22 protein-coding genes are annotated in these 21,503 nt (G+C 63.9%); 13 read left to right on the top strand and 9 right to left on the bottom strand.

Translation table 11 applies throughout. From position 1 onward, the window contains the following. Window positions 1–72 precede the first annotated feature (72 nt). Genes zwf through eda form a run of 4 tightly spaced genes read left to right on the top strand, consistent with a single transcriptional unit; the run spans window position 73 to window position 4,912 of the window. Complete coding sequence (gene zwf, locus K3165_RS09020; protein ID WP_221548564.1) at window positions 73–1,521, top strand: glucose-6-phosphate dehydrogenase; 1,449 nt, start codon at window positions 73–75, stop codon at window positions 1,519–1,521. Continuing rightward, window positions 1,514–3,328, top strand: coding sequence for a phosphogluconate dehydratase (gene edd, locus K3165_RS09015; protein ID WP_221548563.1), 1,815 nt, complete (start codon window positions 1,514–1,516; stop codon window positions 3,326–3,328). Before zwf ends, edd begins: the two co-directional genes overlap by 8 nt. 1 nt (window position 3,329) lies before the next feature. Beyond that, a complete protein-coding gene (gene glk, locus K3165_RS09010; protein WP_221548562.1) occupies window positions 3,330–4,301 on the top strand; it encodes a glucokinase in 972 nt (323 codons plus the stop codon). Then, window positions 4,298–4,912 carry a bifunctional 4-hydroxy-2-oxoglutarate aldolase/2-dehydro-3-deoxy-phosphogluconate aldolase gene (gene eda / locus K3165_RS09005; RefSeq protein ID WP_221548561.1) on the top strand — a complete coding sequence of 205 codons (615 nt, stop codon included), beginning with the start codon at window positions 4,298–4,300 and terminating at the stop codon, window positions 4,910–4,912. The genes glk and eda overlap by 4 nt, the downstream gene beginning before the upstream one ends. Here the strand turns inward: eda and tilS are convergent. The 5 genes from tilS to K3165_RS08980 all read right to left on the bottom strand — a co-directional run bounded on the left by tilS (window position 4,909) and on the right by K3165_RS08980 (window position 10,399). Further along, on the bottom strand, window positions 4,909–5,895 hold the full coding sequence (tilS, locus tag K3165_RS09000; protein WP_221548560.1) for a tRNA lysidine(34) synthetase TilS: 987 nt from the start codon (window positions 5,893–5,895) through the stop codon (window positions 4,909–4,911). The genes eda and tilS overlap by 4 nt on opposite strands. Window position 5,896: 1 nt before the next feature. Beyond that, window positions 5,897–6,802, bottom strand: coding sequence for a tetratricopeptide repeat protein (locus K3165_RS08995; RefSeq protein ID WP_221548559.1), 906 nt, complete (start codon window positions 6,800–6,802; stop codon window positions 5,897–5,899). Window positions 6,803–6,898: 96 nt separating this feature from the next. Continuing rightward, on the bottom strand, window positions 6,899–7,741 hold the full coding sequence (locus K3165_RS08990; protein WP_221548558.1) for a helix-turn-helix domain-containing protein: 843 nt from the start codon (window positions 7,739–7,741) through the stop codon (window positions 6,899–6,901). Between the two features lie 143 nt (window positions 7,742–7,884). Continuing rightward, entirely contained in the window at window positions 7,885–10,155 is a 2,271-nt protein-coding gene (gene ptsP / locus K3165_RS08985; protein ID WP_221548557.1) for a phosphoenolpyruvate--protein phosphotransferase, read from the bottom strand. 88 nt (window positions 10,156–10,243) lie between these two features. After that, window positions 10,244–10,399, bottom strand: a complete 156-nt coding sequence (locus K3165_RS08980) for a DUF465 domain-containing protein (protein ID WP_221430430.1) — start codon at window positions 10,397–10,399, stop codon at window positions 10,244–10,246. A 148-nt stretch (window positions 10,400–10,547) separates the two neighbouring features. Here K3165_RS08980 and K3165_RS08975 point away from each other — a divergent pair, with 148 nt between their 5' ends. Together K3165_RS08975 and K3165_RS08970 are read left to right on the top strand one after the other, a co-directional pair. Beyond that, window positions 10,548–10,757 carry a YdcH family protein gene (locus K3165_RS08975; protein ID WP_221548556.1) on the top strand — a complete coding sequence of 70 codons (210 nt, stop codon included), beginning with the start codon at window positions 10,548–10,550 and terminating at the stop codon, window positions 10,755–10,757. 95 nt (window positions 10,758–10,852) lie between these two features. Further along, window positions 10,853–11,308 (top strand): DUF1465 family protein, encoded by a 456-nt coding sequence (locus K3165_RS08970; RefSeq protein ID WP_247714052.1) that lies wholly within the window; start codon window positions 10,853–10,855, stop codon window positions 11,306–11,308. Here K3165_RS08970 and K3165_RS08965 read toward each other — a convergent pair whose 3' ends face one another. Next, window positions 11,309–12,772 (bottom strand): glycerol kinase, encoded by a 1,464-nt coding sequence (locus K3165_RS08965; protein WP_221548555.1) that lies wholly within the window; start codon window positions 12,770–12,772, stop codon window positions 11,309–11,311. It abuts the gene before it with no gap. Window positions 12,773–12,820: 48 nt separating this feature from the next. Between K3165_RS08965 and K3165_RS08960 the strand changes: the two genes are divergently transcribed. From K3165_RS08960 to K3165_RS08940, 5 genes are all read left to right on the top strand, one after another. Next, entirely contained in the window at window positions 12,821–13,696 is an 876-nt protein-coding gene (locus K3165_RS08960; RefSeq protein ID WP_221548554.1) for an MBL fold metallo-hydrolase, read from the top strand. Between the two features lie 98 nt (window positions 13,697–13,794). After that, window positions 13,795–14,571, top strand: a complete 777-nt coding sequence (locus K3165_RS08955) for a hypothetical protein (protein WP_221548553.1) — start codon at window positions 13,795–13,797, stop codon at window positions 14,569–14,571. A gap of 83 nt (window positions 14,572–14,654) precedes the next feature. After that, window positions 14,655–15,641: a quinolinate synthase NadA gene (nadA, locus tag K3165_RS08950; protein ID WP_221548552.1), complete on the top strand. Its 987-nt coding sequence runs from the start codon at window positions 14,655–14,657 to the stop codon at window positions 15,639–15,641. Further along, the gene (locus tag K3165_RS08945; RefSeq protein WP_221548551.1) at window positions 15,638–16,102 is read left to right on the top strand and encodes a hypothetical protein; all 465 of its coding nucleotides are present in this window, start codon (window positions 15,638–15,640) and stop codon (window positions 16,100–16,102) included. The genes nadA and K3165_RS08945 overlap by 4 nt, the downstream gene beginning before the upstream one ends. A 34-nt stretch (window positions 16,103–16,136) precedes the next feature. After that, window positions 16,137–17,453, top strand: a complete 1,317-nt coding sequence (locus K3165_RS08940; protein WP_221548550.1) for a DUF2254 domain-containing protein — start codon at window positions 16,137–16,139, stop codon at window positions 17,451–17,453. Here K3165_RS08940 and K3165_RS08935 read toward each other — a convergent pair whose 3' ends face one another. Then, window positions 17,454–18,371, bottom strand: a complete 918-nt coding sequence (locus K3165_RS08935) for a DMT family transporter (RefSeq protein WP_221548549.1) — start codon at window positions 18,369–18,371, stop codon at window positions 17,454–17,456. Between the two features lie 55 nt (window positions 18,372–18,426). Between K3165_RS08935 and K3165_RS08930 the strand changes: the two genes are divergently transcribed. Both K3165_RS08930 and K3165_RS08925 read left to right on the top strand, forming a co-directional pair. Continuing rightward, complete coding sequence (locus tag K3165_RS08930) at window positions 18,427–19,539, top strand: alkene reductase (protein WP_221548548.1); 1,113 nt, start codon at window positions 18,427–18,429, stop codon at window positions 19,537–19,539. Between the two features lie 46 nt (window positions 19,540–19,585). After that, on the top strand, window positions 19,586–20,455 hold the full coding sequence (locus K3165_RS08925; RefSeq protein WP_221548547.1) for an HpcH/HpaI aldolase/citrate lyase family protein: 870 nt from the start codon (window positions 19,586–19,588) through the stop codon (window positions 20,453–20,455). 10 nt (window positions 20,456–20,465) lie between these two features. Here the strand turns inward: K3165_RS08925 and K3165_RS08920 are convergent, their stop codons facing one another. Then, window positions 20,466–20,792, bottom strand: coding sequence for a hypothetical protein (locus K3165_RS08920; protein WP_221548546.1), 327 nt, complete (start codon window positions 20,790–20,792; stop codon window positions 20,466–20,468). Further along, window positions 20,789–21,460: a lipoyl(octanoyl) transferase LipB gene (gene lipB, locus K3165_RS08915; RefSeq protein WP_221548545.1), complete on the bottom strand. Its 672-nt coding sequence runs from the start codon at window positions 21,458–21,460 to the stop codon at window positions 20,789–20,791. The genes K3165_RS08920 and lipB overlap by 4 nt, the downstream gene beginning before the upstream one ends. Window positions 21,461–21,503 lie beyond the last annotated feature (43 nt).

Here is a 21,503-nt window from a genome sequence, read left to right as displayed (position 1 = left end):
GATGCTATGGCGCATGATGCGGGGCGCTGATAGGCCACGCATCAAAGGGAGAGCTACGCCGATGAAGGCACCATGCAAGAGCTGACATTCACCGCCGACCGCCTGCTCCTGTTCGGAGCGACCGGCGACCTTTCGCAGCGCATGCTCCTGCCGTCGCTTTGCGCGCTTCACGCGGACAACCTGCTCGATCCGAACCTTCGCATCGTCGCGACCGCGCGTTCCGAGATGAGCACGAAGGAATTTCGCCAGTTCGCCCGCGAGGCGCTGGAGAAATATCTCCCGAAGAACCGCCGCGGTCCGATGGCCGATTTCCTCAACCGGCTGAGCTACGTCCCGGTCGATGCGACGACGCCCGAGGGGTATGACGAGCTGGCCAAGGAGGTCGGCGAATACAACGGCCTCGCCATCTTCCTGTCGACCGCACCGAGCCTGTTCGAACCGACGATCGCGGGCCTTGAACGTGTGGGCCTGACCAAGGGCAATGCCCGCATCGCGCTCGAAAAGCCGCTCGGCACCGATCTCGACTCAAGCTGCGAGATCAACGATGCGGTGGCCAAGGCCTTTACCGAAGACCGCATTTTCCGGATCGACCATTATCTTGGCAAGGAGACGGTGCAGAACCTCCTCGCGCTGCGCTTCGCCAATATCCTGCTCGAGCCAGTCTGGAACTCGAATTATATCGAGCATGTGCAGATCAGCGTGGCCGAGACGGTCGGGCTGGAATCACGCGTCGCCTATTACGACGACAGCGGTGCGCTGCGCGACATGGTGCAGAACCACATGCTCCAGCTGCTCGCACTGGTCGCGATGGAACCGCCCACCAGCTTCGACGCCACCGCAGTGCGCGACGAGAAGGTAAAGGTCCTGCGCGCCCTGCGCCCGATCAAGGCGAACGAAGTCGTGACCGGCCAGTATCGTGCAGGTGCCGTCGATGGGCAGACCGTGCCCGGCTATGACGAGGAACTGGGCAAGGACAGCGACACCGAAACCTATGTCGCGGTGAAGGCCCATGTCGACAACTGGCGCTGGCGCGGTGTGCCCTTCTACCTGCGCCACGGCAAACGCATGCCGCGCCGCGTGACCGAGATCGTCGTGCAGTTCCGCTGCATCCCGCATTCGATCTTCGAAGGACGCGGTGCGAAGACCGAACCCAACCGGTTGGTGATCGAAATCCAGCCGAAGGAAAACATCCAGCTTTCGATGATGGCCAAAGTGCCCGGCCTCGGCAGCGACGGTCTGCGCCTGCGCCCGGTCCCGCTCGACATCGCCATGCCCGATGCCTTTTCCGACGTGGTGCGCCGGATCGCCTACGAGCGCCTGCTGCTTGACCTGATCCACGGCGACCAGACGCTGTTCGTCCGCCGCGACGAGGTGGAAGCGCAGTGGGACTGGATCGACCACATCCGCGCCCTGTGGGCCGAAAACGAAATCAAGCCCAAGACCTATGCAGCAGGTACTTGGGGGCCGAGCGCGGCAGTAGCGCTGGCCGAACGCGACGGGGTTACCTGGCACGATGACTAAGCCGCTGAACGATACCATCCACCGCGTTACGCAGCGCGTGATCGAGAACTCGCGCAAGTCGCGCGGGGACTATCTCGAGTTGATGGACCGCGAGGGTGACAAGCAGATCAACCGCCACTCGCTGTCCTGCTCCAACCTCGCCCATGCTTTCGCCGGGGCGGAGGAAGACCAGGAAGCAATCAAGGCAGCCCGCGGGCCGAACCTCGGCATCGTGACCGCTTACAACGACATGCTTTCGGCCCACCAGCCCTATTATCGCTATCCGGAACGGATGAAGATCTGGGCGCGCGAAGTGGGCGCTACCGTCCAGGTCGCCGGCGGCACACCCGCCATGTGCGACGGGGTGACGCAGGGTGAGGCGGGCATGGAGCTGTCGCTCTTCAGCCGCGACACGATCGCCCTGTCCACGATCGTAGCACTCAGCCACGCCATGTATGACGGCGTCGCGCTGCTCGGCATCTGCGACAAGATCGTCCCGGGCCTTCTCATGGGCGCACTGCGCTTCGGGCACCTGCCCGCCGTATTCGTGCCGTCGGGGCCGATGGGGACCGGCATTTCGAACAAGGAAAAGCAGCGCACCCGCCAGCTCTATGCGGAGGGCAAGGTCGGGCGCGACGAACTGCTGGCAAGCGAAATGGGCAGCTACCATTCGCCCGGCACCTGCACTTTCTATGGCACAGCCAATTCGAACCAGATGATGATGGAGATGATGGGGCTCCACATTCCGGGCGCAGCCTTCGTACCGCCGGGTGCCAAGCTGCGGCAGGAAATGAGCCGCAAGGCCACCCACAGGCTTGCCGAACTCCGCAAGAACGGCGACGATTTCCGCCCGCTGGGCCGCGTCGTCGATGAAAAGGCGATCATCAACGCGGCGATCGGCCTGCTTGCCACCGGCGGATCGACCAACCACGCGATCCACATTCCCGCCATGGCCCGCGCTGCAGGCATCAAGTTCGATTGGACCGACCTGTCCGACCTGTCATCGGCGGTCCCGCTGGTCGCACGCGTCTATCCCAATGGATCGGGCGACGTGAACCACTTCCATGATGCCGGCGGCATGGGATATGTCATCGGCACCTTGCTCGACGAAGGACTTGCCCATGCGGATATCCTGACCGTCGCGGAAGGCGGCTTCGAGGCCTATTCGCGCGAACCGGGCATGGATGGCGACGAACTGGTCTGGCGCGATCCGGGTCCGAGCGGCGATACCGAAATGCTTCGCCCTGCCTCCGATCCCTTCCAGGCCGATGGCGGCATGCGCCTCGTCGAAGGCAATCTCGGCCGCGCCTGTTTCAAGTCCTCCGCTGTCGAGCGCGAACGCTGGACGATCGAGGCACCGTGCCGCATTTTCGAGGACCAGCCGAGCGTCAACGAAGCCTTCAAGAAGGGCGAACTCGACCGCGATGTGGTCGTAGTCGTCCGCTATCAAGGCCCGCGCGCGAACGGCATGCCCGAGCTGCACAAGCTCACTCCTGCCCTCGGTGTCCTGCAGGACCGCGGCTATCGCGTGGCGCTCGTGACCGACGGCCGTATGTCGGGTGCGAGCGGCAAGGTGCCCGCAGCCATTCATTGCACGCCCGAAGCGCTGGGCGGCGGCCCGCTGTCCAAGCTGCGTGACGGCGATATCGTAAAGGTCTGCGCCGAAACCGGAACGCTCTCGACCGATGCGGACCTCGACAGCCGCGATGCCGCCCCCGAACCTCAGGCGGAGACCGGAATGGGCCGCGAATACTTCGCCATGTTCAGGCATGGCGCCGACGGCGCCGAACAGGGCGCGTCCTCGATGCTGGCAATTGCGGGGCTCTGAGATGGAACTGGTAAGCGTAGACATCGGCGGAACCCATGCCCGTTTCGCCATCGCAACGATCGCGGATGACGGCTCGATCAGCCTCACCGAGCCCGAAACGATCCACACCAAGGATCACGCCAGCTTCCAGACCGCATGGGAAGATTATCGCGACCGTATGGGTGGTTCGCTCCCGCCGCGCGTCTCGATGGCCATCGCAGGCCCCGTGGGCGGCGATGTCATCCGTTTCACCAACAATCCCTGGATCATTCGTCCGGCGCTGGTGCAGGAAAAGCTGGGCGTAGAAAACTATTGCATCGTCAATGACTTCGAAGCCGTGGCCCATGCGGTTGCCCGTGTCGGCGAAGACCAGTTCATACACCTGACCGGTCCGGACAAGCCGCTCGCACCCACGGGAAGGCTCAGCGTGCTCGGCCCGGGCACGGGGCTCGGCGTCGCGCATCTCTATCGCGAGTCCGACGGCACTTACCGCGTGTCCGCGACCGAGGGCGGCCATATCGATTTCGCACCGCTCGACCAGATCGACGACGCGATCCTCGCCCGCCTACGCAAGCGCCATAACCGCGTCTCGGTAGAGCGTGTGGTGGCAGGCCCGGCCATTTCGGACATCTACCAGACGCTCGCCGCGATGGAGGGCAAGCCCGTCGCCGAGGAAGACGATATCGCAATCTGGACGCGCGGACAGGACGGCAGCGACAGCCTCGCCGCCGCAGCTGTCGACCGCTTCTGCATGTCGCTGGGTAGTGTTGCCGGAGATATCGCGCTGGCCCAGGGCGGTTTCGGCGGCGTCGTGATCGCTGGCGGTCTCGGCTACCGCATTCGCGAGACCCTGCTCAAATCGGGCTTTGCCGAAAGGTTCAAGGCCAAGGGCCGTTTTCAGGAGCTGATGGCCTCGATCCCTGTCAAACTCATCGTCCATCCGCAGCCGGGCCTGTTCGGTGCCGCTGCCGCTTTCGCAAGAGAACACACATGACCGCTATCGCCGACATCATGCAGACCGCGCCGGTCATCCCGGTGATCGTGGTCGACGAGGTGGAGCATGCCGTCCCCCTCGCCCGTGCGCTGGTCGCAGGCGGTTTGCCCGTTCTCGAAGTGACGCTGCGGACACCCGCCGCGCTCGACGCGATCCGTGCGATGAAGCAGGTCGACGGGGCGATCGTCGGTGCGGGTACGGTCACCAACCAGCAGGAACTGGCCGCTGCAATCGATGCGGGCAGCGAATTCATCGTTTCGCCCGGCCTGACCGAACCCCTCGGCAAGGCAGCGATCCGCGAGGGCATCCCCTTCCTCCCCGGCATCGCCAATGCAGGCGATATCATGCGCGGTCTCGACTTGGGGCTCACTCACTTCAAGTTCTTCCCGGCGATGGCTGCTGGCGGACTTCCGGCTCTGAAGGCGCTTGCGGCTCCCTTCGGCCAGTGCCGCTTCTGCCCGACCGGCGGGATCACGCTGGAGAATGCGCCGGAGTGGCTCGCCTTCGACCCCGTCCTGTGTGTCGGGGGAAGCTGGGTCGCGCCGCGCGGTGCAGTCGACGAGGCCGAAGTCGAAAAGGTCGCTCGTCAGGCTGCTGCGCTGGGCAACTAGCCGGACCGGCGCGGATTTTCCCGCGCGAAAATCCAGACGGGTCCATCGCTATCCCCGGACGGCGATGCGTGGATACCGCCGATGTTGATCGGCTCGGCTTCCATGAGTGCTTCCGCCATCCTCACCGCATCGCTGCGTGAGATACTGCGCCCGAAACGATCGAAGATCATGACTATTATCTCGCCCCAGATGGAAGGGCGGTAAACGGCAGATCGCGCCAACGGCCGATATTCGAAACGATCGCCATTGAGCTTACCGGCGAGTTCCATATCCTCTGCCGCGAGGGCAAGAATATCGTCTTCCATGTCGGCGAGGACCCGGGCGGATCGGGCGATGCCTTCGGGCTGCAGCCAGTCGGCCTTCACCAGAGCCTTGCGCATGCGCACACGGTCGTAGGCGGGGTCATCATTCGAAGGGTCGGTGACTGCAGAAAAGCCGCTTGCCGCAACGATCGAAGCGAGTTGCTCGCGGCTCCAGCCCAACAGCGGCCTTAGAACGACAGTCTCGCCCTGCGGTGCAAGTCCCGCAGCACGCACGCCGGCAAGGCCGGACAGTCCGCTCCCCCGATTGAGCCGCATGAGCAGCGTTTCGACCTGGTCGTCGCGGTGATGCGCGGTGCAGATCGTATCTATCCCGCGATCTCTCGCCCAATCGGACAGGGCACCATAACGGGCTTCGCGGGCGCGGCTCTGGGTGTTTCCCTCGGCAAGCTGCACAGCGAGCGTCGCGTGAGGCACACCCAGCTGCGCACAGATGGATGCACAATGGGCAGCCTCCGCAGCGCTTTCCTCCCTCAAACCGTGATCGACGGTTGCAGCCTCTACGCGCCCCGGCAAGGCAGAGGCGGCCAGCAGGAGAAGCGCAAGGCTGTCCGGACCACCCGAAAGGGCGATCCCGAGCTTCGCCTCGGGCTCGTCGTCATCGAGCCACAGGGCAGATAGATCGGCCCGGAACCGCTCCAACAGTTCCGGGTCGATACCCATCTTAGTTGCAGGTGACCTTGCTGCGGGCCGTTGCGTACTGGCCCTGCAGGCGACCGGTCGCGAGCGCCGGGTAGGTCTCGCCGAACTCGGAAAGCGCGATGCAGGCGCGCTGCTTGTCATCAAGCGCAATCATCGACTCCGCGAGGAACAGCAGGCTGTCACCGGCGCGAGCTGCGTTCTTGTCGGCCTGGTAGTTGCGCAGGAACCAGGGCGCGGCGTCGCCCGGCTTGCCATCGTCGAGATAGGCGCGGCCGAGCAGGTTGCGGCCGTAGGTTGCGCGCGAATGGTCAGGGTAACGTTCGACGAAGAGCGTCAGCTGCTGCTGAGCTTCGGGGAAGAAGCCGGCATCCCAGAGGCGGAAGCCATAGGAATATTCGTCGTCACCCGGATCATCGGTCTGCGGTTTGGTGATCTGCTGGACCGCGGCAAGCCGCGCGGGATCGGGCCGCTCTGCTGCAGGCGTGGTTGCAGCAGGCGTCGTTGCCGCCGGAGTTACCGCAGCAGGCCGCGTCGTGCTTGCGGGCGCAGGCGCCGGAGCATTGGCCGCTTCGAGCGCTTCGATCCGCTCTTCGAGCAGGCGCATGGCATTGCCGCCGACCTCATATTGCGCGGTCAGGCGCTGCAGCTGGGATTCCAGCGCATCGAGGCGGGTCAGGATGTCGGTCACCGCGGTCGTCGAGGGTGCAGCGGTGGTTGCCGGCTGCGTTGTTGCGGGGGCGCTGATCTCGGGCTCGAAATAGCGGCCGTCCGCACCCGGGAAGACCTTGCGCTGGAGGGCGCGGACTTCGGATTCCAGCTTGCGGATCCGGGCTTCGGAATTGTCTTGCGCGGCGACGGGCATGGAAGTCGCGGCGAGAGCCAGGGCGATGCCGCCGAGGCCGAGCGCGCGTGCACTGCGTGCGATCATGGTTCGGGATGCTCCTTTGAAGGGCTTCGTTATTGCGGAATCTGCCGTACCCCCGCGATCCTGTCGAGGGGATGAAGCCTGCTTATCCGCCGTGGATCAGGTGGTGGTGTCGTTTGCGTCGGCGGCGGGGGCCGGGTCTGCTGCGGGAGCAGTGTCGCGCGCCAGCAACGCCTCGGCACTAACCGCCACGTCGCGCACGACGGTATCTTCCTCGGTCAGCTTGGGCACCGACTGTCCGCCGATCGTGATTGCCAGCGCGTAAGGGCGACCGGTCCATATCTGCGGGCCATCCGCATCGGCGGGTATGGTGTAACTGTCGCCCGCCGCCATCTGCGCTTCGTAGAGGCGCGTACCGCTGGCGTCGTAGAACTTCACCCAGGTGCCATCCATCTCGCTGGTGAAGACGACCGGTCCGCCGGTCGGCTGGGCCGGAGCAGCAGCCTGCGCAGGCTGGTCCGCTGCCGCTTCCTCGGCGACCTGTTCAGCGGGGTCTTCGAGCGGTGCCGGGCCGAGGCCGGGCGCGAAATAGCTGGAGTAGAAGGCGTAAACGCCGCCCAAAAGAAGGATCGCGGCGAAGACGGCAAACCACGCGAGGCCGCGCCCCGGGACGCGCGCCGGATCGCCCGGTTCGAACTTCGCCGGCTGTTCGGCAGGAGTGCCGTCGGCTTCGGCCAGTTCCGCGCGGACCTGGTCGAGAACCTCGTTCTCGTCGAGCCCCAGCGTACGCGCATAGGTGCGGCTGAAGCCGATCGCGTAGGTCCGCGACGGGAGTGCCGAGAACTGTCCGGCCTCGATCGTAGAAAGGTGTCGCTGGGGGATGCGGGTGTCGGCAGCGACCTGCTCGATCGACAGTCCCTTGGCCTCGCGCGTTTCGCGCAAGCGTTCACCCACGCGCTGCACGCGCGTTTCCTCGATTTCGACGGCGTCGTCTTCTTCCATGCGATTCCCGAATGTATGACCCTACGCGGGTGTTCCCGTCCCTGGCTGGACGCGAAAAGAGGGGTTGCAGCAATTCCTGTCAAGTGCCGTGCATGGGTGCGGCAGACAGCAAGCCGACGAAGCGCACCGCATGAGCGACAAAATCACTCGATTTCAATGTCGTTGCTCAAGGCCCATTCGGTGAGCGCCGCGCGCATGTCCGCAGGAGGCGAAATCAGCCAGCGCTGCATCTGGCTGGTCAGGTCCGGCAGGTACACCTTGCGCACCAGTTCCTTGATCGGCCCGACTGCTGCCGGCGTTATCGACAGACGCGTGAAGCCGAGCCCCAAGAGGGCCAGTGCTTCGAGCCTACGCCCACCCATCTCGCCGCATACCCCGATGCGCACATTGCTACCGACCATATTGGCGGAAATCCGGGCGAGGAAACGCAGGATCGAGGGACTCAACCAGTCATAACGCGCAGCCAGTTTCGGATTGGCGCGGTCTGCGGCGAACAGGAATTGCGTGAGGTCGTTCGTGCCGATCGAAATGAACGAGAGGCGCGGCAGCAGTTGGTCGAGCACTTCGGCGAGCGATGGCACTTCCAGCATGCAGCCATATTCGATCGCTTCGGGCAAAACCTTGCGGCGTTCACGCAGGAAGTCGAGCTGTTCTTCGAAGATCGCCTTGGCGGCGTCGAACTCCCAAGGCTCGGAAACCATGGGGAACATGACCGAAAGCTGCCTGCCGGACGCCGCTTCGAGCAGCGCACGGGCCTGTGCCTTCAAGAGGCCCTCTCGTTCGAGCGAGAGGCGCAGGGCTCGCCAGCCCATGGCCGGGTTCTCGTCACGCTCTGCGGTATCATTGTCGAGATACGGAACGGCCTTGTCGCCGCCGATGTCGACGGTGCGGAAAATGACCGGCTTGCCATCGGCAGCGTCGAGCACGTCGCGATAGAGACGCATCTGCCTCTCGCGCGCCGGCAAGGTGGAGGAAACGAGGAACTGGAACTCGGTCCGGAAGAGGCCGATCCCGTCCGCGCCGGTGAGTTGCAGGGCGCTCACATCGTCGCGCAGGCCCGCATTGATCATGACCGTGATGCGGGTGCCGTCGCGCGTGAACGGCTCGACCTCGCGCATCTCGGCATATGTTGCCGCGCGTTCGCGGCTCTTGGTGAAGCGCGCGTCGAAGGCGTCGAGCAGTTGCTGCGAAGGACGAAGCGTCACGGTGCCCTTGTCGGCATCGACCAGCACCTCGTCACCTTCCGCAACCCGCGACCTCACTCGAGCGACCCGGCCCAGCACCGGAATGCCCATCGCCCGCGCCACGATCACGACGTGCGCGGTGAGCGAGCCTTCTTCCAGAACGACGCCCTTGAGACGTCGCCGGTCGTATTCGAGCAGTTCCGCCGGCCCCAGATTGCGCGCGAACAGGATGGTGTCGCGCCTCAGGCCCTGCGTTGCCGCAGTGCCGAGCTGTCCGGAAACGATCCTCAGCAGGCGGTTCGAGAGGTCCTCCAGATCGTGCATCCGGTCGGCGAGCAATGGATCGTCGATTTCGCGCATGCGCATCCGGGTGCGCTGCTGGACGCGCTCGATTGCCGCCTCGGCAGTCAGCCCGCTATCGATCGCCTCGTTGATGCGGCGGCTCCAGCCTTCGTCATAGGCGAACATCTTGTAGGTCTCGAGAACCTCGACGTGTTCGCCGCCCTTCCCGAATTCCGGTTCGCGGCCCATCGCGTCGATCTGGTCGCGCATTTTGTCGAAGGCCCGGTAGACGCGCTGGCGCTCGGCCTCGATGTCTTCAGCCACGACCTGGTCGATCTCGACCCGCGGCTGGTGGAAGACAGCCCGCCCGGCAGCCAGCCCCTTCACGAGCGTCAGCCCTTCCAGAACCTCGCATTCGGTCGGCACTTCGTCGAGGTCGATCGTGTCCTCGTCATCGACGAGTTCCTTGTGCGCGATCAGCTCGGACAGGACCATCGCGGTGGTTTGCAGCGCCTCGATCTCGACGTCCTCGTAGCGTCGCGGCTCGACATGCTGGACGCACAAGACGCCGACAGCCCGCTCGCGGTAAACGATCGGAACCCCTGCAAATGAATGGAATTTTTCTTCGCCCGTTTCGGGACGATAGAGGAAGTCGGGATGCGCCTTGGCCTCGGCCAGGTTGAGCGTTTCGATGTTCTTGGCGATCATGCCGGTCAGCCCCTCGCCGATGCCCATGCGCGTGACATGGACCGCTTCGGGGTTGAGGCCGCGGGTCGCGAACAGTTCGAGTTCGCCCTCGCGCAGGAGGTAGATCGAGCAGACCTCGCTCGTCAGGCTGTCGGCGATGATCTCGACGACGCGGTCGAGCTTGTGCTGGGCATGATGGCGGCCAGCCATGACCTCATGCAGTTGCGTGAGAATCTGGCGGGCGGATGCAGCTGCTGACATGGCCAGCGGCTATAGCAAAAATGCGAGGGTGTGGAAGCGGGGCGAAGAGAGGAAATCCTTTTCGCCCCGCAATCTAGGAGGGCCGGCCTCAGTGGGCGGCGATCTCTTCCTTGAGCTTTAGCTTCTGCTTCTTAAGCTGCTGGATCATCGAAATGTCGGGCGACGGCCGTGCCTGTTCATCGTGCAGGCGGGCTTCCAGTCCTGCGTGCTTGGCCTTGAGTGCGGCGACATGGGATGATTGCATCGATGCGTCTCCTTCAGAGTGTGACGACCCCAAAGCGACTCGAACCGTGCGGAACGAGCCGCAGACCAACTATCAAATCACAGCTTTGCGAATTTACAAAGCCCCTCTCACAGGCCATGCGATAAAGCGAGATTCAAGGACGACGACGGTGAACGAACAGGAATTGCGCAAGCGACTGGAAACGCTGAGGAGCGAGCATCGCGACCTCGACGCCGCCATCGCTGCGCTTACCCAGGCAGGTGATGAGGGCGGCTTCGTCGACCAGCTCCAGATCGCCCGTCTGAAGAAGCGCAAGCTGCAGTTAAAGGACCGCATCTCGGCGATCGAGGACAACCTGATCCCTGATATTATCGCCTGATTGCCGCGCCGGACGCGCGTCCCGGATCGGGACGCAGGTCAAACCGGCGGTGGGCGGCGCGGATCGATAGTGGTAACGCGATGTTCACCATGGACATGGACCGTACGATTCACGAGCAGGTCGTCGAAGACCTATACGCCGAAGCCCTTGCGCTTGCCGACGAGGCACGCGCCGTGTTCGACCTGCGCGACGAGGCAAGTCGCGGCAACTCTCCCGACGAAGTACGCATCGCCCTGTCGGTCGAAGGACTGCGCACCACGACCCGGGTCATGCACGTGCTCGCCTGGCTGCTCAACCAGCGCGCCTATCACTCGGGCGAACTAAGCAAGTCGCAGCTGCGCCGCCACGGCACGCTCGGCGAAGAGCGTCCGTCCGATCCGGCGAACATGGAACTGCTCGAACCGGCGACGCGCATGTTGATCCGCGAAACCGAACGCCTGCATGCCCGCATTGCCCGGCTCGACGAAGAAATGCGCTCCGGCGACGAAGCCGAAAGCGATCCCGTCAGCGCGATGCAAGGCCGTATCGCGCAGGCTTTCCGGGTGGCCTGATCAGGCCACCGAAAGCGCGCGGGCGTACCGCGCAAGCCGGTCCTTCCTCACATTCGCGGACATCGACGGCGTAAACGTCCGCGTCGCGCCGCGCATGGCGCTGGCCGCATTTCCGAGATCGGGATAGAGGCCTGCCCCCACGCTTGCGCATATTGCCGCACCCAGCGCTGTGGTTTCCACGAAATCGGGCCGTTCGACGGGAAGGTCGAGGATGTCGGCAAGGTCCTGCGCCATCCACTCGTTTGCACTCATGCCGCCATCGATCTTGAGGCTCGTCCAGGGCGCTCCGTCGGCTGCGAATGCGGATGCAAGGTCGTGCGTCTGGTGCGCCATTGCCTCCAGCGCCGCGCGTGCGATCTGCGCTTTCCCGCTGGCAAAGCTCAGGCCTGAGAAGACGCCGCGTGCATCCGGCTTCCAATGCGGCGCGCCGAGCCCGGCAAGGGCGGGCACGATCACCACCTCGCCGCTGTCCTCGATCGACCGTGCGAGATCTTCCGTTTCCGAGGCGCTCCCGATCAGGCCCAACTGGTCGCGCAAATACTGCACCAGGCTGCCTGCGACGAAGCACGCGCCCTCGATCGCATAAGTCCGCGTTCCGCCTGCCTGGTGCAGGACGGTGCCGAGCAGCCGGTTCTCCGAACGTGGCAGGTCGGTTCCCTTGTTGGTCAGGACGAATGCGCCCGTGCCGTATGTCGCCTTTGTCTCGCCGAAGGACAGGCAGCCCTGCCCGATGGTGGCCGACTGCTGGTCGCCGACAAGGCCGCAGATCGGGACTTGGCTTCCCAGCCATTCCGCGTCGCTTGACGCAAGCTTGCCGTGGGTATCCACCACCCGGGGCAAGGCTGCCTTCGGCACACCGAAAAGTTCGCACAGCTGTTCATCGAACTGATCGCCCTCCAGCGCGAGCAGCAGCGTGCGGCTGGCGTTGCTCGCGTCCGAGATATGCTCACCGCCCGAAAGCTTGAAGACGAGCCAGCTCTCGACGGTCCCGAATGCCAATGCTCCGTTTTCCGCAGCAGCGCGGACCGCATCGTCATTGTCGAGCATCCAGCGCATCTTCGTGCCCGAGAAATAGGGATCGAGCAGGAGGCCGGTGCGCTCCTGCACCGATGCCTCGTGCCCGGCCTCTTTCAGTTCCGCACAGAAACCGGCGGTACGACGGTCCTGCCAGACGATGGCGCGTGCAAGCGGTTCGCCAGTGTTGCGGTCCCACGCGACAACCGTTTCGCGCTGGTTGGTGATGCCGATCGCCGCAATCGACGACGCATCATCTCCCACTACCTCGCGCATGCAGGACAAGGTCTTGTCCCAGATTTCGCTCGCATCGTGCTCCACCCAGCCGGGCTTCGGATAGTGCTGCGTCAGCTCTTCCTGCGCGACGCGCTCCATGCGGCCCTCGCGGCTGAAGACCATGGCTCTCGTCGAAGTCGTCCCCGCGTCGAGGACCAGAATTTTCTCTCCCATGCGTCCCTCCCTATCGACAAGCCGCGCCATTCGCTACAGGCTTGAGGCATGGCAGGAATTCCCCCCAAGCCCTGGCCCACGGGCGAAGCGATGCAGCTTGAGCCGCTGGTACGCCGCGTGCTCGCTCCCAATCCCTCGCCTTATACCTATACGGGCACACAGAGTTACATCGTCGGTCTCGGCGATGGCTGCGCGGTGATCGATCCCGGTCCGGACGAGAAGGCGCATTTGCTCGCACTCGATGCCGCCATCGGCGAAGAGCATGTCTGCGCAATCATGTGCACGCATACCCACCGCGACCATTCGCCCGCTGCCAAGACGCTAGCTGCCCGTACCGGCGCCCCCATCGTCGGCTGCGCGCCGCTCGTGCTCGACGACAGCGGGCCTCGCGCGGATGCAAGTTTCGACCGCACATACGAGCCCGACCGCGTGCTGGAAGACGGCGAGGCCATGACCGGCCCCGGCTGGACTCTCCGCGCCGTCGCAACGCCCGGCCATGTGTCGAACCACCTGTGCTTTGCGCTGGAAGAAAGCGGCGCGGTCTTCACCGGCGACCATGTCATGGGATGGTCGACCAGCGTGGTCGTCCCGCCCGATGGCGACATGGCCGACTACATGGCCAGCCTCGAAAAGCTTTACGCCCGCGAGCAGGACACGGTCTATTACCCCGCCCACGGCGAGGCGATATCCAAGCCGCGCCAGCTGGTTCGCGGGATGATCGGCCACCGCCGCCAGCGCGAAAACCAGATCCTGCGCCACCTGCGTGAAGGCCCGCATGAGGCTGCCGATTTCGTGCCCAAGATGTACAAGGGTCTCGACGAGAAACTGCACGGCGCAGCGAAAATGTCCGTGACTGCGCACCTGATCGATCTCGAACGCCGAGGTCTTGCCGGTCGTGACGGCGATGTTTGGAAGGCAGCCTGACGCTTCTCCACATGCTGGCGATTGACTGCGCGCGGCAGGGGTAATAGCCCAAAAAGAAAATGGAAAAATGGTCGCTCGTTCTTGGGGGAGTTACGAGTATGGCTACGGCAGCCGCATCACCGGATAATGCAATTCGCGGAAACACGCGTTTCTTCACGATCATGGCCTTCGTCATGTCGCTAATCATCGTGGCCGGTTTCAGTGTGAACTTGGCGATGGGGCGGTCGAGTTTCGACGTTCCGCTCGCCTATCACATCCACGGCGTGATCTTCATGAGTTGGCTGGGCATCTACTGCGGCCAGCATCTCACCGCATCGAGCGGCAACTGGTCGCTCCACGCGACTTTCGGCAAGCTCGCCTATCTCTGGGTGCCGCTGATGGTGATTTTCGGCACGGTAATCATGGTCGTGGTCGCACGCCGCACGGGCGGGCCGTTTTTCTTCCACGTCAGCGAGTTCCTCTGGAGCAATACCGCGCTCGTCTGGCTGTTCGGCGGGCTGACCTTCTGGGCGCTGCGCCGCCGCCGCTATACAGGCTGGCACCGCAGGCTGATGTTGTGCGGCATGGCCATCCTGACCGGTCCGGGGCTCGGCCGCCTGCTTCCGCTACCGCTGATGATCCCCAACGCCTGGCTCATCACGACTCTGTGCACGATGATCTTCCCGGCGATCGGCATGATCGCGGACAAGCGCAGCCAGGGCCGCGTGCATCCAGCCTATTGGTGGGGTCTGGGCCTCTATATTGCGGTCTTCGCGATTTCGGTCGCCATCGCTCACACATCGTTCGGCATGGGCATTACCGAGCAGGTCATTGCCGGTACTCCGGGGGCCGAGCGTCCGATGGAGGCCTTCCTGCCGCCCGGCTTCACCATGTAAGTCGGATCGGGGAAGGAACCCCCTCGCCAGCCGGCTCGTTCCGTCTATAAGCGCCTCAAAGCAATTCAGACGGGACACGAACCATGACCGCCGAAACCAGCCTTCCGACAGGCGACGACCTGCTCGCCGAGATCGATCGCCTCCGCAAGGAAAAGAACGCGATCATCCTCGCGCATTATTACCAGAGCCCGCAGATCCAGGATCTGGCGGACTTCGTCGGCGACAGCCTCGAACTGTCGCGCAAGGCGGCGGAAACAGATGCCGATGTGATCGCCTTTTGCGGCGTGAAATTCATGGCCGACACTGCGAAAATCCTCAGCCCTGAGAAGATCGTGGTCCTGCCCGACATGGATGCAGGCTGCAGCCTCGAAGACAGCTGCCCGCCCGAAAAGTTCAAGGCTTTCCGCGAAAAGCACCCCGACCATATCGCGTTGACCTACATCAACTGCTCGACCGAGGTGAAGGCGCTCAGCGACATCATCGTCACCTCTTCCAGCGCCGAAACCATCATCAGCCAGATCCCCGAAGACCAGAAGATCATCTTCGGCCCCGACCGTCATCTGGGCAGCTACATGAGCCGCAAGTTCGGCCGCGACATGCTGCTGTGGCCGGGTGTCTGCATCGTCCACGAAGCCTTCAGCGAAACCGAATTGCTCAAGCTCAAGGCGAAGCATCCCGATGCCCCTGTCGCCGCGCACCCCGAATGCCCGCCGACCATCGTCGAGCATGCCGATTATGTCGGCTCGACCAGCGGCATCCTCCAGTTCGCGCAGACTTTCGAGGGCGATACGCTGATCGTCGCGACCGAGCCGCACATCATCCACCAGATGGAAAAGGCACTGCCTGAAAAGACCTTCATCGGCGCGCCCGGTGCGGACGGTAACTGCAGCTGCAATATCTGCCCCTACATGGCGCTCAACACGCTGGAGAAGCTCTACAAGTGCCTCGACACGCTGGAGCCGCGCATCGAGATCGAGGAAGGCCTGCGCCTCAAGGCCAAGCAGAGCCTCGACCGCATGCTCGAAATGGCCAGCGGCACCATCGGCAAGGGTGATCTGGGCAAGGTATGATGCGCCAGCTTTGTGCGTTTCTTCTCCTGTTCGTTTTCGCCGGCCCGCTGGCTGCCGATGAGGGCGGAGAGTACGAAGTCGGACAGATTTGGGCGTTTCAAACCGCTCCGGCCGACACCGGCGCCTTGATCAAGATCCAGGCTATTGAATTCATTGGCCCTGACGAAGCTTCGATGGAGGTATTTCACATCTCCATGATCGGCGTGAACTATTCGTCGATCCCGGGAAATGATGTGGTCCAGCATCTCCCCGTGTCACGGGAAACTCTCGACATGAGCGTCACATCGATCGTGTCGAGTGACCGGGATTTTCCGGACCACAGCGAAGGTGTTGCAATGTGGCGCGAAGCGAATGGTGGGGTCTTCACGATCTCGCTAGCCGAGATCGCGGAGGTGCTGCGTGAAAGCTATGCGCAAATGCAGCAGGAGCAAGCACAGAACCAGCCGCATGCGCCGAACTAGGCAACCCTTTGGCGGGAAGCGCGTTTAGGCATTCATGACAGCGGAATTGCGATTTTTCTGGGCGCGCCTGAACGCCAATTACTGGTTCTATCCGGCGCTTTTCTCGCTTCTTGCCGCTGTGCTCGCCTCGGTCATGGTGTGGCTCGACCGCTCCGGCTTTGCCGAATTCCTGAACGATGTCGAATGGATCGTGCCGTCGCGTCCCAAGGGGGCGGCGGACATGCTCACGGTGATGGCCGGCAGCATGATCGGCGTTGCCTCGACCGTCTTCTCCATCACGATTGCCGCGGTCGCCTATGCCAGCGGAAATTACGGCCCGCGCCTCCTGACCAACTTCATGGAGGATCGGGGCAACCAGATCAGTCTCGCCACCTTCATCGGCAGCTTCGTCTATGCGCTCATCGTGCTGCGCGCAGTGCGTGCGGAAGACGAGACGCCCGCGACCGGCGGAGACGCCGTCGCCACCGCCCTCCCCGGATTCACCCCGCAGCTATCGCTGCTGGTTGCCTACCTGCTCATGGCGTTCTGCGTTGCGGTGCTCGTTTTCTTCCTCAATCACATCCCGTCATCCATCCGCATCAACAAGGTGCTGGAGGGGATCGGCCGCCGTCTGCTCGATGCCATCCGCGAAACCTACCCTGTCGAGGACGAGTTTTCCGATGCGATCGAACCCAGGGGCGGAAAACCGCTGACGGCCTGGAAGACCGGCTATGTCCAGCTGATCGACTTCGAAGATTTGGAAGACGTCGCACGCGATTGCGGCTGCACCTTCTCCCTCAAGGTCCGCACGGGCGACTTCGTCCACCGCGATATGCCCTTCATGGAGATCGAGGGCTGCGACCCTGAAAACATCGAGAAGCGGGTGCGCGACTGTTTCACTCTCGGATCGACGCGCACGCCCGAGCAGGACCCGCAGTTCCTTCTCGACGAGCTGGTAGAGATCGGGCTGCGGGCGCTTTCGCCTGGTATCAACGATCCTTTCACCGCGATCACGGCCTTGCACTGGCTCGGCGCGTCGACTTCGGAAATCGGACGGCGCGATTTGCGCAAGGACATCTGCGGCGAGGACGCGGAGGACTGCCCGGTCATTCCGCTTCCCGACAACTTCGATCACTATGTGAAGCGCGGTTTCGGCGCGATCCGAAGCGCGGTCGCCACCTCGCCGATCGCCGCGGAAGTCATGCTCGATACGCTCGCGAAGGCTGCCGGGCCGATCAAGGACGAGCGCAGGCAGAAGATCCTCAAGGACGAAGCCGACAAGCTTGCCGCTCAGGCCCGCCTGAGCCTGAAAGGCCCCGATCTTGAGCAGTTCGAGGCGCACCACGTCGAGTTCAACCGGGAATTCTGGTAGTCAGCCTTCCGGCCGCGGCTGCACTCTCGGAGGGCTGCTGCGGGCAAGGATCAGCGCCGTACCGACCAGCACCATCCCAAGGATGTCGAGCGGCACCAGCAGCTCGCCGAAGACCAACCATCCGATAGTCGCCGCCACCGCCGGCTGGGTCAGCAGTGCCATGCCGATGATCAGCGGCGGGAAGTGGCGCAGCGAGTAGACCAGCAGGCCCTGACCGATGATCTGGCTGCTCAGGGCGAGCAGCAGCACGGGCGTCCAGCCCGCTTCGCCCGGCCACACCGGCTCGCCTGCGAACACGGCCATGCCGAGCAACAGGGGCGAGGCCGCAAGGCTCACCAGCAGCAGGACGCTCCACTGGCCCAGCACCGCACGGGCGCGCTGGGCCGGCAAGAGGTAGAAGGCGTAACAGACGCCTGCGAAAAGGCAGAAGAGATCGCCGATGAAGGTAGTCGTCGAGATCTCGAGACTACGTCCGAGGAGGATGGCCGCTCCGACCATCGCCGCCAGCACTCCGCCACCTTCGCGCCACGATGGTGCACGGCGCAGCGCGATAAGACCCCAGACCATCAGGATCACGCTGCCGGAATTACCGAAGAGAACGGCATTGCCAAGACGGGTCTGTTCGATCCCGATGTGCCAGCTGGCAAGGTCGAGCGAGAAGAACACGCCCGCCGCCATCACCAGCAGCGCCAGCCGCCAGTCGATCTTCCCGGGCGACCTCCCGCGCCACGCGAGGAAGGCGATCAGCGGTATGGGCAGGAAGAGCCGCCAGAAGGCGGCGGAAACCGGCCCCGTGTCCGCAAGGCGTACGAGCCACGGGCCCAGCGCCAGTGCGACATTGCCGGCAATCAGCGCGGCAAAGTGCCATGCACTGGCCTGAAAGCCATTCTTGTCAGCCGTGGCGCTTGTCTCTCCCATGACCGCCCCCTAGCTCTTGTCGCACACAAGGACATCCAAAAAGGACTTCGCCGCAATGCACGAAAAACTGTTCGATCCGCTCAAGTTTGGCGCCATCGAGGCGAAGAACCGCATATTCATGGCTCCGCTCACGCGTGGTCGTTCGACCCAGCCCGGCTCGATCCCGAACGAGATGATGGCGACCTATTACCGCCAGCGAGCCGGTGCGGGCCTCATCATTTCCGAAGCCACCGGCATCAGCGTCGAGGGTCTCGGCTGGCCTGCAGCTCCGGGCATCTGGAGCGATGAACAGGTCGAAGGCTGGAAGCTGGTTACCGATGCCGTGCACGAGGAAGGCGGAAAGATCGTCTTGCAGATGTGGCACATGGGCCGGCTCGTGCATCCCGACTTCCTCGGCGGCAATCCGCCGGTTTCGGCGAGCGCCACCAAGGCTCCGGGCCATGCACATACGTTCGAGGGCCGCAAGGATTACGAACAGTCACGCGAGCTTTCGAAGGACGAGATCGCGCGCGTCGTGGCCGATTACCGCCATGCTGCCGAGAATGCGAAAAAGGCCGGTTTCGACGGCGTGCAACTACACGGCGCCAATGGCTATCTCGTCGACCAGTTCCTGCGTGACAGCACCAACCTGCGCGAAGACGAATATGGCGGCAGCCCCGAAAATCGCACGCGCTTCCTTCGCGAAGTGCTCACTGCGCTGGTCGATGTCTGGGGCGCGGACCGCGTTGGCGTACGCCTGTCCCCCAATGGCGAGACGCAGGGCTGCGACGATAGCGATCCGCCCGCGACCTTCGGCGCTGCCGCCAAGGTGGTCGAAGAGCTGGGCCTTGCTTTCCTCGAACTGCGCGAACCGGGTCCGGACGGCACATTCGGAGCGACCGAAGTGCCCAAGCAGAGCCCGCTGATCCGCCAGCTCTATTCGGGCACCCTCGTCCTCAACAGCGATTATTCGCCCGAACAGGCTGTGGCCGACATCGAGGCGGGACGCTGCGATGCAGTGAGCTGGGGCCGCGATTTCATCTCGAACCCCGATCTGCCCGACCGTTTTCGCATCGGCGCAGAGCTGCAACCCAATGTAAACGTTCCGCAAAGCTGGTACCTGCCGGGTCCGGAGGGGTATATCGATTACCCGATGCTAACCAAGACGAGCGATATTGCCGCCGGGTGATTCGCGCGAAAGGCGCTGTCGGACACCCGCCCGGAGAATCGTTCGCATGCGCTCGTGGTTGCTCGCACCAGCCGACAAGGAGAAGGCCCTCACGCAGGCCTCGACGGCCGGTGCGCATGTAGTTGTTGTCGACCTGGCGCGGGCGGCCCCTGAAGAGCGCAAGCAGCAGACCCGTCTTGCTGCCCGCGATTTCCTGATGTCACACCGCGAACAGCTGGTCGCTGCGCGCAAGTTCGCCCGCTGGGTCCGCGTGGGTCCGATGGTCGGGATGGAGTGGCGGCAGGACCTCGCCGCCGCCCTCGAAGGGGCCCCCGAGGGGATCGTCCTGGCCGAATGCCACGGCCCCGAACAGGTCAAGGAACTTGCAGCGGCGCTGTACGAGCTCGAAGGCCGCGTCGGCCTGAAAACAGGATCTACGCGGATCGTGCCCGAGGTCGGCGGATCGGCCGCATCGGCACTGCGCCTGAGCCAGTTTGCGGACGAGTTGCACGCACGCGTTTCCGGCCTCCTGTGGGATTCAGCATCGCTTGCCCGCTCACTCGGCGCGCGCCGGATGCGCGGCCCCGGCGGATTGTGGACCGATGCGCTCGCCCATGTTCGGGCGCAGGTCCTGCTGGCGGCCCATGCACAGGGCCTCGACGCGCTGGAAGCGCCATTCCGCAACCTGCGGGAACCGGAAGGCATGAAACGCGCCGCAGAAGCGGCAGCGGCAGACGGTTTTACAGGGATGCTCGCGATCAGCGATACGCAGGTGGCCGACATCAACATGGCGTTCCGACCCAGCCAGGAGGAGGTCGCCGAAGCGCGCGAAATCGTCGGTCTGTTTGCACTCAACCCCGATGCCGAGCGCATCGCTTTCAGGGGTCGCTATGTCGGGCAGGCCGAACTGGCCAAGGCCAAGGCGCTCACCGGATAGGGCTGCCCCCTTAGTCTGACGCTTCAGTTTCGGGTTCCGGATCGGACACCGGCTCGGCGACAGGCTCGGGTTCCGGCTGCGGTTGCGGATCGGGCTGCGCATCCGGCTCGCTGCTCGAAGTCTCGTCTACCTCGCCGCCAGCGCTGATATCCTGACCTGCTCGCGGGGGCGATTGCGATTGCACCGTGTCGAGCGGGAGCATGTCGTCGCTGATCGTTCCGCCCAGCACTTCGCCGCGGGCGGTGCTGTCGGCATTGCGCTCCTCTACCTCGGCGGCGTCCTTGCCGCAGGAAGCCAGCACCAGCGATACGGCCAGAACACTCACGAGACGCTTCATGGCAATGCGCAACCCTTCTTATCCAGCGCGTCGAGGAAGTCGCCCGCGCGGTTCTTCAATGCCTCATCGAATTCCTGCGGCGCAAGTGTGATCCCGAGCTTTTCGAGACTGGTAACCCCGAATTCCTCGATCCCGCAGGGCACGATCCCGGCAAAATGGGACAGGTCGGGCGACAGGTTCACGGAAAAACCGTGCATCGTCACCCATCGCCTCACGCGCACGCCGATCGCACCGATCTTCGCCTCGCGCCCGTCGACGTCGCGCGTCCAGATGCCGATCCGACCTTCGCTGCGCCAGCATTCGACCCCGATATCGCCCAGAGTGGCGATCACCCAGCCCTCGAGCGAATGGACGAAGCAGCGGACATCGCGGCCGCGTTCCTTCAGGTCGAGCATGGCATAGCCGATGCGCTGGCCCGGCCCGTGATAGGTATAGCGTCCGCCTCGTCCGGCCTCGACCACCTCGAAGCGGGGATCGAGCAACTCGGCGCCATCGGCGCTGGTACCCGCGGTGTAGACCGGCGGGTGCTCGAGCAACCAGATCAGTTCGCGCTCGCCATCTTCAGAGATCGCCCGGTTGCGCTCTTCCATCGCTGCCAGCGCATCGAGATAGGGCACTTGCCCGCTTTCTGTGCGCCATTCGATGTTTTCGGGGAGTTGCCGGGTCATCGAAGATTGCGTGGCGATCAAAGCTGCGCTTATCAAGGGGGCA

Origin of the sequence: Qipengyuania xiamenensis, from assembly GCF_019711495.1 — a bacterium.
In the GTDB taxonomy this organism is placed as follows: Bacteria; Pseudomonadota; Alphaproteobacteria; order Sphingomonadales; family Sphingomonadaceae; genus Qipengyuania; species Qipengyuania xiamenensis.
The sequence above is the reverse complement of the archived record's forward strand: the minus strand, read 5'-3'. Positions and strand labels throughout refer to the sequence as shown.